Below are 14,080 nucleotides of genomic sequence, written 5' to 3' on the forward strand. Positions count from 1 at the left end.
CGACCAACCTGTCCGACCCGCTGCTGCCCGGCGACACCATGAACATCGGTGGGCCGATCGCGGGCGCGACCGTGTATGTGCTCGACAACCGCCTGCGCCCGGTCCCCGAGGGCGTGGCCGGTGAGCTGTACCTGGGCGGCGTGCCGCTGGCCCGCGGCTACCACGCGCGCCACGGCCTCACCGCCGAGCGTTTCGTGGCCAGCCCGTACGGCGACGGCGAGCGGCTCTACCGCACCGGTGACGTGGTCGCCTGGCGCACCGTCAACGGCAAGGCCGTCGTGGAGTATGTGGGCCGCAACGACTTCCAGGTGAAGGTCCGCGGTTTCCGCATCGAACTGGGCGAGATCGACGCGGTGCTCACCGCGCACGACGACGTCGAGTTCGCCGCCACCATCGGCCGCACCACCGACGCGGGCGCCACCATCCTGGTGTCCTACGTCCGGGCCACCCCGGGCGCGGCCGCCGACCCGGCCGAGCTGGTCGACTACGCCGCCCAGCAGCTGCCCGCGCACATGGTGCCCGCCGCGGTCATGGTGCTCGACGAGATCCCGCTGACCCCCGCGGGCAAGCTCGACCGCCGCGCCCTGCCCGAGCCGGTGCTCGCCCCGCGCGAATTCCGCACGCCCACCAGCGAAGTCGAGGCCATCATCGCCACCGTCTTCGCCGAGGTGCTCGGTGTGGACGCGGTCGGCCTGGACGATTCGTTCTTCGCCCTCGGCGGTGACTCGATCCTGTCCATCCAGCTGGTCTCGCGGGCCAAGGACCGTGGCGTGCTGTTCAAGCCGCGCGATGTGTTCGAGAAGCGCAGCGTCGCGGGTCTGGCCGAGGTGGCCGTCCTCGCGGGTGACGCGGATCAGATCGTGCTGGAAGAACTGGCGGGCGGCGGTGTCGGTGACATCCCGATGCTGCCGATCATGCGCCAGATCCTGGCGAGCGGCTCCACCTACGACCGGTTCTCCCAGTCGATGGTGCTGCGTCTGCCGGAGAACCTCACCGACGAGGTCCTGCACGCGACCATCGGCGCGGTGTTCGACCACCACGATGTGCTGCGTTCGCGGGTCGCTCGCGACAGCGAGAACGGGTGGGTCTTCGAGGCTTTGGCGCCGGGGGAGGTCGATGTGGCCGCGCTGGTGCGCCGGGTCGAGGTGCCGGGTGAGGTCTCCGACGAGCAGCTGTCCAAGCTGGCCAGTGTCGAATACGACGAGGCCATGGGCAGGCTCGATCCCGCGAACGCCGCCATGGTGCAGTTCGTCTGGTTCGCCTTCGGCGAGAACACCGGCGGCCCGCGCCGTCGCGACGCGCTGCTCATCGTCGGCCACCACTTCGTCATCGACGGTGTGTCCTGGCGCATCCTGATCCCGGACCTGGGCATGGCCTGGGGTCAGATCGCGGCCGGTCAGCCGGTGGCGCTGCCCGCCAACGGCACGTCCATGCGGCGCTGGGCCCACAGCCTGGTCGAGCAGGCGGGCGAGCGGCGCGCGGAACTGCCGTTCTGGCGCGAGGTCTCGGCCACGGTCGACCCGCAGCTCGGTGCGCGGGCCTTCGATCCGAAGGTCGACACCTTCGCCACCGTCGACCGGGTGCAGGTCACCCTGTCGCCGGAGGTCACCGACGCGGTCCTCACGGCCATCCCAGGCCTGTACCACGGTGGTGTCAACGATGGTCTGCTCACCGCGCTCGCGCTGGCCGTATCCCGGTGGCGTGGTGACGAATCCGGTACGGCGGCGCTGATCAAGCTGGAGGGCCACGGCCGCCAGGAGGAGATCGTCGCCGGTGCGGATCTCTCGCGCACCGTCGGCTGGTTCACCACCGCCTTCCCGGTCCGGCTCGACCTGGCCGGTGCCGATCTCGACGACGCCTTCGCCGGTGGCGCCGTGCTCGGCACCGTGATCAAGGCGGTCAAGGAACAGATGCTCGCGGTGCCCGACAAGGGCATCGGCTACGGCATGGTCAAGTACCTGACCGCCGAGGGCGCCGAGCTGCCGAGCGTCGGCCAGATCAGCTTCAACTACCTCGGTCGCGCCACCGCCGGTGAGATCCCGGCCGAACTGGCCGAACTGGGCTGGGTGCCGGTGGCCGATCTGGGTCAGCTCGACGCCGAGATGGACCTGGACATGCCCGCCAACGCGACGCTGGACATCAACGCCATCGTCAACGACGGCGACGACGGCCCGCAGCTCGGCGCGAACATCGCGTTCCCGACCGGCCTGCTGACCGCCGAGCAGGCCCAGGAGTTCGCCGACCTGTTCGTGGCCGCGCTCACCGCGCTGGCCACCCACGCGCAGCGCGCCGACGCGGGCGGTTTCACCCCGTCCGACATGCCGCTGGTGCGGGTGCAGCAGACCGACCTCGAGCTGTGGGAAGGCGACTACCCGGAGCTCGCCGAGGTCTGGCCGCTCTCGCCGCTGCAGGCGGGCCTGATGTTCCACGCCATGCTCAGCTCGGCGACCGTCGACGTCTACACCGTGCAGGCCGTGCTCGACCTGACCGGCACGCTCGACACCGAACGCCTGCGCCGCGCGGCCCAGGCCGTGCTCGACCGGTACCCGAACCTGCGGACCGCGTTCGTCACCGACTCGGCCGGTCAGCCGGTGCAGGTGGTGATGTCGGAGCTCGAGGTGCCGTGGCGCGAGGTCGACCTGACCGACCTGCCCGAGGCCGAGCGCGTGCCGCGCATGCAGGAACTGCTGGTCGCCGACCGGGCGAACCAGTTCGACATGGCCACCGCGCCGCTGATCCGCTTCGGTCTGTACAAGACCGGCGAGGGGCAGTCGCACCTGGCGATCACGGTGCACCACATCCTGATCGACGGCTGGTCCATGCCGCTGCTCATGCGCGACCTGCTGGTGCTCTACGCGGTGCACGGTGACCTCACCGCGCTGCCGCGCGTGGCCTCCTACCGCAACTTCCTGTCCTTCCTGTCGGGCTGGGATCGCGACGTGTCGCTGCGGGTGTGGGCCGAGGCGCTGGCCGGGGTCGACGGCCCCACCCAGCTGGCGCCCGCGCCGCGCACCGAGGAGCGCTACGAGATCGGCAAGGTCGTCGTCGAGATCGACAACGACCGCACCAGGGCGCTGAGCAAGCACGCCGGTGAGCTCGGCGTCACCGTGAACACGCTGCTGCAGACCGCGTGGGGCATCGTCGTCGGCCGCCTGACCGGCCGCGACGACGTGGTGTTCGGCGCGACCGTGTCCGGCCGCCCGGCCGAACTGCCCGGCGTGGAGTCGATGGTCGGCCTGTTCATCAACACCCTGCCGGTGCGCATCCAGATCGACGACCGGATCAGCGCGGAGGAGCTGACCAAGCGGGTGCAGGCCGAACAGGCCGACCTGCTCAGCCACCACTACGTGGGCCTGTCCGACATCCAGCGCGTCGCCGGTGCCGGGGCGGCATTCGACACGCTGCTGGTGTTCGAGTCCTACCCGATGGACAAGGACGCCGTCACCGCGGCGAGCTCGATCGACGGCATGCAGGTCACCGGTGTCGGCCTCGACGACGCCACCCACTACCCGCTCACGCTGGTGGTGATGGCCGAGTCGACCATCGAGATCACCCTGCGCTACCTGCACAGCACCTACACCGAGGACGAGGTCCGCACTCTGTCCGCGCGCCTGCTGCGGGTGCTCGACGAGCTGCTGGACAACCCGAACGGGCTGGTCGGCAACATCGACATCCTCGACGCGGGCGAACGCGCCCAGCTGCTCGCCGAATCCGGGGTGACCGCGGCGGTGTCGGCTCCGGTCGCCACCGGTGTCGGCGCGCAGACGGTGGCCAAGGTGCTCGCCGAGGTCGTCGAAGCCGATCCGCAGGCGCCCGCCCTGCTGCGCGGCGACAGCGAAATCGCCTACAGCGCACTGGATCGCAAGTCCTCGCAGCTGGCCCGCGTGCTCATCTCGCGCGGCGCCGGACCCGGTGACGTGGTGGCCGTCTCGCTGCCGCGCGGTGTGGATTCGGTGCTGGCTGCCTGGGCGGTCCAGAAGGCCGGGGCCGCCGTGCTTTTCGCTGGCGAACTGTCCGGTGTGGAGATCGCCGCCACGGGCGCCGAGTTCGGCATCAGCGCCGAACCCGTCGCCGGGGTGGCGGGCCAGTGGCTGGTGCTCGCCGACATCGAAGACGAGATCGCCGCCGCGGCATCGCATCCCGTCTCCTACGCCGACCGCGCCCGCCCGCTGTCCGAAGACCACCCCGCCTTCGTCCTGGCCACCGGCGAGACCACCACGACGCTCACCCAGAGCGCCGCGCTGTCGCTGGCCGAACGCCTCCGCGACGAACACGGCATCGACTACGAGTGCACCACCTACACCACCCATGCCTCCGGCCCGGCCGCCGTCCAGGAATTCCTGGCCGCGTCCACCGCGGGCGCCCTGTCGGTGCTGCCCGACGGCGAGGTCGCCGACGACCTGGCCGACGGGGAGGTCACCCACTGGTTCGTGGTCGCCGGTGACGCCACCGACGCCGCCGACGGCGAGGTCACGGTGATCGTCGCGGAATAGCCGCCACCGCTCGCCTACCAGGTCGCCCCTGGTAGGCGAGCGTCAGCCGCTGGACTCGACACAACCGTCGCGGGCGGCGCGCGGTGTATTCGACGAGGTCGGAGGTGTACCGATGCCGTTGCCTCGTTCCGACTGCTGGACCGCCGCCGATCTCGACGAGATGCCCGATGACGGTCTGCGATATGAGGTGCTGAATGGTCAGCTCGTCGTGCATGCCGCGCCGAAGCCCATGCACCAATGGCTGATCAAACGGCTCACCCGTGTTCTCGACGCCGTTGTGCCACCCGACCGCGTGGTCCTCGACGGTGTCGGTGTTCTCATCGGTGACGACGAGCCGATCCCCGATCTCATGGTGGCTTCCGGCTCGATCGACTGGTACGGGGGCCGGTGGCATGCCTCGGGGGAGACCGTCGTCTACTCTGGGTGGTGAAAGGGGGCGTGATGACAGCTCAGCATGGTGACGAGGTTGATCCGCGGGCGCAGTGGCGGCAGTTGCCGCCGGAGCCTGAGCGGTTGATCGAGGAGACCGCGGTGGACACCAGTGCGTCCGATCACGGGCTGCCCGCGATCGATCTCACCGAGGATTTCGTTCGCAAGTACGGACTCTGACGGTCGCTAGGCGCCCGGTTCGCCGGAGTGTGACTCCCGGTATCTGGCGACCTTGCTGAGGTTGCCGCAGCGGTCCATCGAGCACCATTTGCGGCGGCCGGGGCGGGAGGCGTCGACGAAGAGCAGGCCACAGGTTTCCGAGGCGCAGACGCGGATGCGGGTGGCCAGGGGGCTCGCGAACAGGTCGATGGCGTCGCGGGCGAGGGTGGACAGGGCTGCCTTGGCGGTGGGGTCGGGGTAGTCCAGCGTCAGGGCGGGGCCGAGCCGGGGGGTCAGTGGGCGTTCGGTCGCGGCGCTGTTGATGGTGTCGATGTCGTTGGGGGACAACGGAGTTCCTGCCGCTTGGCCAAAGGCGCTGCGGGACAGTGCCGCGCGGAGCGTGCGGAAAGCGGTGAGATCGGCGTCCTCGGCGGTGATGCCGGGGATCTCGAGGATGACGCTCAACCAGCGTCCCAGGTCCTCGCTGGTGTGCACGATCTCCCAGACCGCCAGCTCGCCCTCCCCGCCGGTGTGGACCAGGTCCAGGCACGGGCGACCGGTCTGGAAGCGGCGGCGCACGGCGGGCGGGAGAGACTTTCGCTCTTGCATGACACCAGTTTAACTGGTTACCGTAGGTTCATGGCAATCGCGACGTACCTCAATCCCGACACCCTGCACAGCAACCCGGCCTTCTCCCAGGTGGTGCGGGTCCCCGCCGGTGCCGACCTGATCTACATCGGCGGACAGAACGGGGTCGACGCCACCGGCCGGGTCGTCGGCCCGGACCTCGCCTCGCAGGTCCGCCAGACCCTGGTCAACCTGCGGGCCTGCCTGGTCGCCGCCGGTGCCGAGCCCGCCGACGTGGTCAAGTGGAATCTGCTCATCAAGGAAGGGGAGAGCTTGCAGGACGGCTTCGCCGCCTTCGGAGCCGCCTGGGAGCGCACCCCGCATCCGCCCGCCATCACCTTCGCCTTCGTCTCCGGCCTGGCGGTCGAGGGCGCGCTCATCGAGATCGAGGCGGTCGCCGCGGTCATGCCGTGAGCGTTCGCCCGAACAGGGTGGTGACCGTCGCCGCCATCGCGGCGGCACCGGCGTCATTGAGATGCATGCCGTCGCCGCTGTCGAATTCGGGGCGCAGGTAGTCGGGGCGGGCGGGGTCGGCCACCGCGCGATCGACATCGAAGACCGAGTCGAAAACCTCGGTGGTGCGCAACCATTCGTTGACGGCGGCGCGGACGGGCTGGGTTTCCAGCAGTGGCATGCCCGGGTAGACGCAGCCCGCGTAGGGGCCGATGGTGGCGGCGTGGACGCGCAGGTTCGCGGCGTGCGCGCGGGTCGCCAGGTCGGTGAAGGCGGCGATCAGTTCCTCGGCGGTGGCCGGGGGTTGTCCGGCCTGGGCGCCGAGGATCAGATCGTTGATACCGAAGTTCAGCAGCACATCGGTGACACCGGGGACGGTGAATGCGTCGGAATCGGCACGGGCGGTGCCGGATTCGCCGATCTCGGTCGCGGTGAGGCGGTTTCCGGAGATGCCATTGTTGACTACCCAGCCGTTCCGGAGCCGGGCGTTGAGCGCGTCGACGGAGCGGCGGTTGGTACTCGGGGTGGTCCCGAAGCCTTCGAACCACGAGTCACCCAGCGCGACGGCCACCGGGGTATCGGCGGGGGCGAGGACGTCGACGCCGGTGACGAAGAATCGGGCCGGAACTTCCTGTGCCGCAGGGAGTTCTGTGTCATCGGTGTGGTCGCCGGTGGTCACATAGGTGATCTCGCCCGGCTGGTGCGAGAAGGTCGCCGGGCCGGTGGGCTCGGGCAAGTACAGGCTCAGCAGCAGGTCCGTTCCCGCGTCGACCGGCAAATCGATCGGATCGCTCTCCAGGTCCGCGCCCGGCGCGATGACGGTGCTGGCGAGTTGCCATCGAAACGCATGTCCGTGCAAGAACTGTTCGACGATCCGCGGCTGACCAGTGCGGGTCTGCTCTTCGAGGCGAACAGCGGCCTCCTCGCGAAACTCGACCCCGTCTGGAGCGCCCACGGCCTGTCCGGGCTCGACCTCAATGCGCTCATGCGGCTGAGCAGGTCGGCGGAGCGCAGGCTGCGGATGTCGGATCTGGCGACGCAGACCGCGCTGTCCACCAGCGGGGTGACCAGGCTCGTCGACCGGCTGACCAAGGCCGGGCTGGTGGAGCGGCAGGCCGATCCCGCCGATCGGCGCAGTGCGTACGCGGCGCTCACCGAGGCGGGGGTCCGCCGCCTCGAACAGGTGCTGCCCGACTATCTGGCCGCGCTGGACCGCTGGCTGACCGGCTTGCTGACACCGGAGCAGCTCGCGGGGCTGGTCACCGGGTTGCGCATCATTCGCGACGTCACGAATCCGGCGGCGCTCGCCGACGCGCGAACCGGTGGGGACGGCTCAGCCGTCAGTCGGTGAGTTCTCCTGCTGTGCGCCAGGATTGGCGTTCGGTGGCGAAGGCCTCGGCTTGGACGGCGCGGAAGTTCTCGATGTCGGTGGCATTGTCGGCGAGGAAGCGGCGGTAGTCGGCCAGGCGGAACTCGCCGTCGGTGACGGTGACGTCCACCTTGCCCGTCGCGAAATCCGCGCGGAGGTCGAGGAGTTCGTCGGCTTCGACCGGATACCAGCGGATTCGGTCGAAATAGCGCAACAGCCACGGGGTTTCGCTGTCGAAGTGGTCGACGCCGGGGCCCGCGGTGCCGGTGGGGCGGGCGCGGTGGTTCCAGACCTGGGTGGTGCGGCCGACGAATTGGTAGCCGCCGGGGCCCTCCATGCCGTAGATGCACAGGTAGGCGCCGCCGATGCCGACAGCGTTCTCGGGCGTCCAGGTGCGCGCCGGGTTGTATTTGGTGGTGACCAGGCGGTGCCGGGGATCGGTGGGCGTGGCCACGGGAGCGCCCAGATATACATCGCCCAGGCCCAGGACCAGGTATTCGGCGTCGAAGACGGTGCGGTGGACGTCCTCGACCGAGGCCAGGCCGTTCATCCGGCGGATGAACTCGATGTTCCATGGGCACCAGGGGGCATCGGCGCGCACGCCGTGCATGTACCGGGTGATGGCCTCGCGGGTGGACGGGTCGTCCCAGGACAGCGGCAGGTGGACGGTTCGGCTCGGGACCACCAGGTGGTCGGAGTCGGGGAGCAGGGTCTCGGCTTCGGCGAGCAGGTCGAGCAGCCGGGGGATGGGCAGGACGGCGGGGTCGACGCGGATCTGGAGTGAGCGGATGCCCGGGGTGAGTTCGACGACGCCGCGCGGCCGGGCGGCGACGAGGTGCTGATGCAGGGCGTGCACGCGGGCCCGCAGGCCGAGATCGAGAGTGAGGGCGCCGTATTCGACCAGGACGCCGTCGTCGCCCTGGCGGCGGTAGGTCACGGCGGTCTCGTCGTCGGCGTCGGTGCGGCGCAGGATGCCGTCGTCGCCGTCGCGGCCCGCCGAGAGCACGGTGGCGAACGAGGCCCGGCGGGCGGAGCCGAGTTCGCCTGCGGGCGCGGCGTGTTCGGCGCGGACGGCCACGAAGCGCACGGTGTCGCCGGGGGTGAGCTGGCCGAGCTTCCAGCGTTCGGCGGCCACCACGGTGACCGGGCAGACGAAGCCGCCGAGGCTGGGGCCGTCGGGGCCGAGCAGGATCGGGGTGTCGCCGGTGAAGTCGAGCGCGCCGATCGTATAGGCGTTGTCGTGGATGTTCGACGGGTGCAAGCCCGCTTCGCCGCCGTCGGTGCGGGCCCACTCCGGTTTGGGGCCGATCAGGCGGACGCCGGTGCGGTCGGAGTTGAAGTGCACCTCGTAGTCGGTACCGAGGATGGTGTCGAAGTCGGTGCGGGTGAAGAACTCCGGGGCGCCGTGCGGGCCCTCGGTGACGGCGAGTTCCCAGCGGCGGCCGAAGGCGGGAATGTCGGACATGGGGACGGCCGGTGCCAGGCGGGTGTTCGGCGCGTCGAGTGGCAATGTGACGTGTGGGCGCAAAGCCGCGCCGGTGCCGCCGCCGAATCGGCCGAGCGTGAAAGTGGCCGCGCTGCCGAGGAAATGCTCGACCGCGATGCCGCCGGAGATCAGGATGTAGGTGCGCATGCCGGGGCCGCGAATCGCGCCCACATCGAGCAGGCCACCGGCAGGGACCTCGACGGTGCGCCACTGTTCGACCGGCTGCCCGTCTACGCGCACGTCGGCGACGGCGCCGGTGACGCACACCCAGGTCGCCTCGGTGAACCGCAGCGCGGGGCCGCCGAGCGTGCACTCCAGTCCGGCCGCGCTCTCGGGATTGCCGAGGACCCGATTGCCGAGCCGGAATGACAGGTCGTCCATCGGGCCGGAGGGTGGAACACCGATGTGCCAGTAGCCGATTCGACCCGGCCAATCCTGCACAGTGGTCTGCATGCCGGGTCGTACGACCTCGATGTAGCGGGAGGATGTCTGCGCGACGGGACCTGGGGTGTGCGCCGAAACGCTGGTGTCCGGTGTATCGCCCGCGGGCGGGCCCATTTTCGTCGTGGCGGTGGTTTCGGCGGTAAGGCTCATCGCGTCACCACCATGCGCACGGGCGTGGGGTCGAAACCGTTGCAGGGGTTGTTGATCTGGGGGCAGTTGGAGACCAGGACCAGGGTGTCGATCTCGGCGCGGAGGGTGACCTTCTTGCCGGGGGCCGAGCGGCCGTCGACGATGCCGAGGGTGCCGTCGGCCTCGACCGGGACATTCATGAACCAGTTGATATTCGAGACCAGATCGCGCTTGCCCAGACCCCATTCGAGAGCGGCGGTGAGGAAGTTCTCGACGCAGGCGTGCTGGTGGCGGGTGTGGTGGCCGTAGCGCAGGGTGTTGGATTCCTGGGAGCAGGCGCCCGCGATGGTGTCGTGATTGCCGACCTCGTCGGCGAGCACGGTCATCAGCGGGGTGCCCGCCTCGGTCAGCAGCACGCTGCCGGTGGTCAGGAAGATGCTGCGCTGGGCGGCGACGGTGGCCTGGGCGCTGTAGCGGTCGGTGTGGTCGGCGGCCGAGTAGAGCAGGCAGTCGACCGCCTGGTTGCCGTGCAGGTCGATGATCTCGAGCTGGTCGCCCGCGCGCACGATCGCCGACCACGGCGCCTGCGCGGGAACGGTCTCGTCCAGGACGACGGTGCGGGTGGTGGCGGTCATGCCGAAACCTCCGAGCTCAGTGCGGCCGCCCAGGCGGCTTCGGTGTTGTCCACGGCCCGTCGGTATTCCGGGTCGTCGTTGGGCAGGGTGGCGAGGTCGGCGGGGGAGGGCCAGGCCACCAGGTCGAGCTCGCCGACGGGGCGGTCGTCGAGCGGGTGGGTGGCTGTGGCGACCAGCAGCGTCACCGGGAGGTGGATCAGCAGCTCGACCGCGGCCCCCGGCTGCGCGTTCCCGGTCGGGACGAGACCACCGTCTGCCTCGACCCGGACACCGCGGAACAGTGAGATCGACGGGCCGATGTCGCGCGGTTCGAGGCCCTGCTTGGCACCGGCGAGGTGCAACTGGCGGCGGCCTTCGGCGCTCGGGCCGCAGAGGGTGTCGTGGTGGCCGGAGGTATCGGTCAGGACGGTGGCCAGCACCCGGCCCTGATCGGAGAGCAGGGGATGCCCAGCGCCCAGGTACGCCTGCCACGGCACCTTCACGGTGTCGGCGACATTGAGCCGCTCCCACGGTGCCCCCGCGCGCAGCAGGAACAGGTGCGCGCAGGTGCTGCCGGACGGGTCGGCCAGCCGGACCCGGGTACCCCGGCCCAGCACGACATTCGCGTATCCACCGGACGGGATGCGCTGGGCGAGAACGACTGTCGCCGGGTCGACGTCAGTGGGGACATCGGGCCGCGCGAGAGTAGCGGCGGCGGCTTGGGCGCGCGCATGGGCGCGTGCGCCCTCGGTGGACTGGGTACTGGTCATCGCGATCTCCTTGGCGAACAACGCTGCTCGCGCTCGAGCGGGTTGGGCAGACTGGGGGTGGTGCCGCTATTGCCGACGGGCGGCCGCGTTCGGCTACGCGGCGGCAGGGGTGGGTTCGATGGCGGGTGCCGGGTCGGCGGTCGCCACCACGAAGCGGTAGACGATGGCGCCCGTCGCGAGGATGACCAGCACCGACAGCGGACCGGCCCACAGCTGCCACCAGCTGCCGCCCTCGGGGGTGTAGACCTCGGGGCGCGGCCAGGCCAGGTTGATCACCATGGCGATGCCCCACACCACCGCGAGCGCGTTGATCGGGACGCCCCAGCGGCCCAGGGTGAACAGTGTCGGGTCGTCCGTCGCGGGTAGGCCCTTGATTCGGCGCACCAGCAGCGGGATCGTGACCAGCAGGTACGCCAGGTACAGGCTGACGATGCAGACGCTGGCCAGGGTGGCGAAGATGGCGGGGTTGCCCAGGTTCAGCACCAGCAGGCCGATGCCCAGCGCGCCGATCACCACGGCGGGCCAGACGGGCGTGCCGAAGCGCGGGTGCACCGTCGAGAGTGCCTGGGCGAAGGGCAGTTTGCCGTCGCGGGCCATCGAGAACATCAGCCGCGACCCCGCGGTCTGGATGGCCAGGGTGCATACGATCACCGCGACCGCCACGCACCCGAGCAGGACCGTACCCGCCGGGCTGTTGAGCTTGGCGGTGATGACGTAAGCCAGTCCGCCCGAGGCCAATTCACCATCGGACAGGCTCGGCGCCGCCATCAGCGCGCCCAGCAGCATGAGCCCGCCACCGAGCGCCGACATCGACAGCGCCAGCAGGATGGTGCGCGGCGCCACCTTGCGCGGGTTCTTGGTCTCCTCGGAAAGCTCACCGGCGGAATCGAATCCGACCATCACATACGCGGCCATCAGGCCGGAGACCAGGAAGGCCGCCCAGTACGGGCCGGGTGCCGCCTGGTCGGTGTGCAGGACCACGTCAGGACCGCGCTCGGCGCTGGTGAAGAACAGCGCGATGATCGCCAGCACGCCGATGATCTCGACCGTCACGCCGATCGAATTGATCTTCGACATCAGATCGATGCCGATCACATTGATCGTGGTGGTGACCACCAGCAGCACACTGCCCAGCAGCACGGCGTTCATCGCGCCGTCGCGCGAGGTGAGCGCGGTGTCGGTGCCGATGAGCTGGAAGCCGCTCCAGATCGAGGGCAGCACCACCTGCAGCGCGATCGCCGCCGCCGCGGCCGTGACGACCTGCGCGAGCACCATCATCCAGCCCGCGAACCAGCCGACCAGGCCCCCGGCCAGCCGTCGCGACCACTGATAGATGCAGCCCGAGATCGGGTACCGGGCAGCGAGTTCGGCGAAGTTCAGCGCCACCAGGAATTGACCGGCGAACACCAGCGGCCAGGTCCAGAAGAAGGCGGCGCCGCCGAATCCGTAACCGAACCCGAAGAACTGGAAGATCGTGGTGAGAATCGAGACGAACGAGAAGCCCGCCGCGAAGGAGGCGTAGCGGCCCAGCTTGCGGTGCAGCACGGGCTCGTAGCCGAACTGGGCGAGATCGGCGCCGTCGCGGCCGGTTCCGGGTGGGATGGCGGGGGTATCGAGAGTCGTGGCCATGTCGGTGTCCTTCGGCGGTGCGGCCAAATATCTATCAGTCGATAGTTTTGCGTGCGCGATCGCTCGAACGGTGTCGTGCGTGTATCGGCTGTGCGGCCTCCGGTTACTTCTGCGTTGCCCACGTTTCTGTCGAGTGACAGGAATTCGACCACGCGGCATCGGCGCTGGTGAGGTGCCCGGCGCGGCCGCCGTCACGGCCGATGACAGAATCACTCGGTGGCTAACCTCGGTCCCGGGCGACCCCGGCTGGAACAGCGGCGCAGGCAGGGGACCACGCCGCGCGCGGAGATCCTCGACGCGGCGGCGGAGCTGTTCACCACCCGGGGCTATGCCAAGACCTCGACCCGGGCGGTGGCCGACGCGGTCGGTATCCGCCAGGCCTCGCTGTATCACCACTTCGCGGCCAAGGACGACATCCTCGACGCGCTGCTGGCCGCGACCATCGCGGGCCCGGCCGAACTGGTGCGGCGCATGCGTGACGAACCCGAGGACGCGGTGACCAAGCTCTACGCCCTGGCGCTGTTCGATGTGCGGCAGTTACGCACCGCGCGCTGGAATCTCGGCGCGCTGTACCAGCTGCCCGAGTTGCGCACCGAGCGATTCGCGGAGTTCCGGCAGCGGCGCGACGAACTGCGCGCGCACTATGAGCGGCTGGCCGCCGATGCCGCGACGGCGGCCGGGATCTCCGCCGACGCGCGAATCCTGCCGTTCCGGCTGGTCGAGACCGTGATCGGCATCCGCTCCGACGTGGGGACGGCCGGTGCCGAGACCGAATACGTCATCCCGGACGCGATCGTGCGCATCGCCGGGCAGGTCGATGATCCCGCGCCGGTCCGGGGGGCCGCCGAGGCGTTGCTCGCCCGGGTCGGCGCGATCGGCGCCGAGGCGGACTGAGCCCGCGGCCGCCGTGCGGTCAGCGCGGTCAGCGCGCGGTCGGCGGCGCGATCTGCCAGTGCTCGCTGAGCGCGGCCGCGATCTCCGGCAGCACGGTGATGGGAATCCGCTTGATCCGCAGCAACTCCCGGATCTCCCTGACCTGCTCGCGTTTGCGCATGTCGTAGGCGCCGGAAACCGGGCCGACGACCGGCGGGATGGACAGCAGCACGAGCTCGTCGGAGGTTCCGCCGTTGAGGTCGAGGGCCAAGGCCCAGCGGGCGTGCTCGTCGAGGGTGAAGCGGCCGCCCACGACGCGCTCCCACGGCACGGTCGCCGCGCGGAAGGGGGCACGCACCGAGATCGAGTGGTCGGTCAGCTCCACCACATCGCGGGTGAACAGCGCCGCGCCCACACCGATGCCCGCCGCGACACCCAGCAGGATCCACGCGAACAGCCGGTTGATCCCGAACATCGCCAGGCACAGCCCCACGATCCCGGTGGCGACCAGCGCGCCGACCGCGCAGTAGAGCAGGCTTCGCGACGCCGGCACCACACCGGCCCGTACCGCGGACATGCGACCTCCCTCGTGACCGGCCCCGGCA

The 14,080-nt window shown here is 70.2% G+C and carries 13 protein-coding genes (1 of these 13 cut by a window edge); 6 read left to right on the forward strand and 7 right to left on the reverse strand.

The window, feature by feature from the left end; translation table 11 throughout:
- From WA675_RS12110 to WA675_RS12120, 3 genes are all read left to right on the forward strand, one after another.
- On the forward strand, nucleotides 1–4,493 hold the 3' end of the coding sequence (locus WA675_RS12110) for a non-ribosomal peptide synthase/polyketide synthase (protein WP_336084338.1). The gene continues 40,012 nt to the left of window position 1, outside the view; only the last 4,493 of its 44,505 coding nucleotides appear in the window; the start codon falls outside the window, past its left edge; the stop codon is at nucleotides 4,491–4,493.
- A gap of 112 nt (nucleotides 4,494–4,605) precedes the next feature.
- Nucleotides 4,606–4,923, forward strand: coding sequence for a Uma2 family endonuclease (locus tag WA675_RS12115; RefSeq protein WP_336084339.1), 318 nt, complete (start codon nucleotides 4,606–4,608; stop codon nucleotides 4,921–4,923).
- An 11-nt stretch (nucleotides 4,924–4,934) separates the two neighbouring features.
- Complete coding sequence (locus WA675_RS12120; protein ID WP_336084340.1) at nucleotides 4,935–5,102, forward strand: hypothetical protein; 168 nt, start codon at nucleotides 4,935–4,937, stop codon at nucleotides 5,100–5,102.
- A gap of 6 nt (nucleotides 5,103–5,108) precedes the next feature.
- On the opposite strand, the gene WA675_RS12125 is transcribed toward WA675_RS12120, so the two are convergent.
- Entirely contained in the window at nucleotides 5,109–5,690 is a 582-nt protein-coding gene (locus WA675_RS12125; RefSeq protein WP_336084341.1) for a CGNR zinc finger domain-containing protein, read from the reverse strand.
- A 30-nt stretch (nucleotides 5,691–5,720) separates the two neighbouring features.
- Here WA675_RS12125 and WA675_RS12130 point away from each other — a divergent pair, with 30 nt between their 5' ends.
- On the forward strand, nucleotides 5,721–6,122 hold the full coding sequence (locus WA675_RS12130) for a RidA family protein (protein WP_336084342.1): 402 nt from the start codon (nucleotides 5,721–5,723) through the stop codon (nucleotides 6,120–6,122).
- On the opposite strand, the gene WA675_RS12135 is transcribed toward WA675_RS12130, so the two are convergent.
- Nucleotides 6,112–7,020 (reverse strand): GDSL-type esterase/lipase family protein, encoded by a 909-nt coding sequence (locus tag WA675_RS12135; RefSeq protein ID WP_336084343.1) that lies wholly within the window; start codon nucleotides 7,018–7,020, stop codon nucleotides 6,112–6,114. The genes WA675_RS12130 and WA675_RS12135 overlap by 11 nt on opposite strands.
- On the opposite strand from WA675_RS12135, the gene WA675_RS12140 reads away from it, so the two are divergent.
- Nucleotides 7,009–7,512, forward strand: coding sequence for a MarR family winged helix-turn-helix transcriptional regulator (locus tag WA675_RS12140; RefSeq protein WP_336084344.1), 504 nt, complete (start codon nucleotides 7,009–7,011; stop codon nucleotides 7,510–7,512). The genes WA675_RS12135 and WA675_RS12140 overlap by 12 nt on opposite strands.
- On the opposite strand, the gene WA675_RS12145 is transcribed toward WA675_RS12140, so the two are convergent.
- The 4 genes from WA675_RS12145 to WA675_RS12160 form a co-directional block, all read right to left on the reverse strand.
- Nucleotides 7,502–9,469, reverse strand: a complete 1,968-nt coding sequence (locus tag WA675_RS12145) for a 5-oxoprolinase/urea amidolyase family protein (RefSeq protein ID WP_442945612.1) — start codon at nucleotides 9,467–9,469, stop codon at nucleotides 7,502–7,504. The genes WA675_RS12140 and WA675_RS12145 overlap by 11 nt on opposite strands.
- A 137-nt stretch (nucleotides 9,470–9,606) precedes the next feature.
- Nucleotides 9,607–10,224 (reverse strand): urea amidolyase associated protein UAAP2, encoded by a 618-nt coding sequence (locus WA675_RS12150; protein ID WP_336084346.1) that lies wholly within the window; start codon nucleotides 10,222–10,224, stop codon nucleotides 9,607–9,609.
- Nucleotides 10,221–10,973: a DUF1989 domain-containing protein gene (locus WA675_RS12155; RefSeq protein ID WP_336084347.1), complete on the reverse strand. Its 753-nt coding sequence runs from the start codon at nucleotides 10,971–10,973 to the stop codon at nucleotides 10,221–10,223. The genes WA675_RS12150 and WA675_RS12155 overlap by 4 nt, the downstream gene beginning before the upstream one ends.
- A gap of 93 nt (nucleotides 10,974–11,066) precedes the next feature.
- Complete coding sequence (locus tag WA675_RS12160; protein WP_336084348.1) at nucleotides 11,067–12,602, reverse strand: amino acid permease; 1,536 nt, start codon at nucleotides 12,600–12,602, stop codon at nucleotides 11,067–11,069.
- A gap of 216 nt (nucleotides 12,603–12,818) precedes the next feature.
- Between WA675_RS12160 and WA675_RS12165 the strand changes: the two genes are divergently transcribed.
- Nucleotides 12,819–13,496 carry a TetR/AcrR family transcriptional regulator gene (locus WA675_RS12165; RefSeq protein ID WP_336084349.1) on the forward strand — a complete coding sequence of 226 codons (678 nt, stop codon included), beginning with the start codon at nucleotides 12,819–12,821 and terminating at the stop codon, nucleotides 13,494–13,496.
- Nucleotides 13,497–13,524: 28 nt separating this feature from the next.
- Here the strand turns inward: WA675_RS12165 and WA675_RS12170 are convergent, their stop codons facing one another.
- Entirely contained in the window at nucleotides 13,525–14,052 is a 528-nt protein-coding gene (locus WA675_RS12170; protein WP_336084350.1) for a hypothetical protein, read from the reverse strand.
- Nucleotides 14,053–14,080: the final 28 nt, after the last annotated feature.

The sequence above is a fragment of the Nocardia sp. SSK8 genome, from assembly GCF_037034205.1.
Lineage (GTDB): Bacteria > Actinomycetota > Actinomycetes > Mycobacteriales > Mycobacteriaceae > Nocardia.

Excerpts from the sequence above, each read along its gene's own strand:
- WA675_RS12115 (WP_336084339.1), top strand. The coding sequence starts at position 4,606 with ATGCCGTTGCCTCGTTCCGACTGCTGGACCGCCGCCGATCTCGACGAG.
- WA675_RS12120 (WP_336084340.1), top strand. The coding sequence starts at position 4,935 with ATGACAGCTCAGCATGGTGACGAGGTTGATCCGCGGGCGCAGTGGCGG.
- WA675_RS12125 (WP_336084341.1), bottom strand. The coding sequence starts at position 5,690 with ATGCAAGAGCGAAAGTCTCTCCCGCCCGCCGTGCGCCGCCGCTTCCAG.
- WA675_RS12130 (WP_336084342.1), top strand. The coding sequence starts at position 5,721 with ATGGCAATCGCGACGTACCTCAATCCCGACACCCTGCACAGCAACCCG.
- WA675_RS12140 (WP_336084344.1), top strand. The coding sequence starts at position 7,009 with ATGTCCGTGCAAGAACTGTTCGACGATCCGCGGCTGACCAGTGCGGGT.
- WA675_RS12145 (WP_442945612.1), bottom strand. The coding sequence starts at position 9,469 with ATGCAGACCACTGTGCAGGATTGGCCGGGTCGAATCGGCTACTGGCAC.
- WA675_RS12150 (WP_336084346.1), bottom strand. The coding sequence starts at position 10,224 with ATGACCGCCACCACCCGCACCGTCGTCCTGGACGAGACCGTTCCCGCG.
- WA675_RS12155 (WP_336084347.1), bottom strand. The coding sequence starts at position 10,973 with ATGACCAGTACCCAGTCCACCGAGGGCGCACGCGCCCATGCGCGCGCC.
- WA675_RS12160 (WP_336084348.1), bottom strand. The coding sequence starts at position 12,602 with ATGGCCACGACTCTCGATACCCCCGCCATCCCACCCGGAACCGGCCGC.
- WA675_RS12170 (WP_336084350.1), bottom strand. The coding sequence starts at position 14,052 with ATGTCCGCGGTACGGGCCGGTGTGGTGCCGGCGTCGCGAAGCCTGCTC.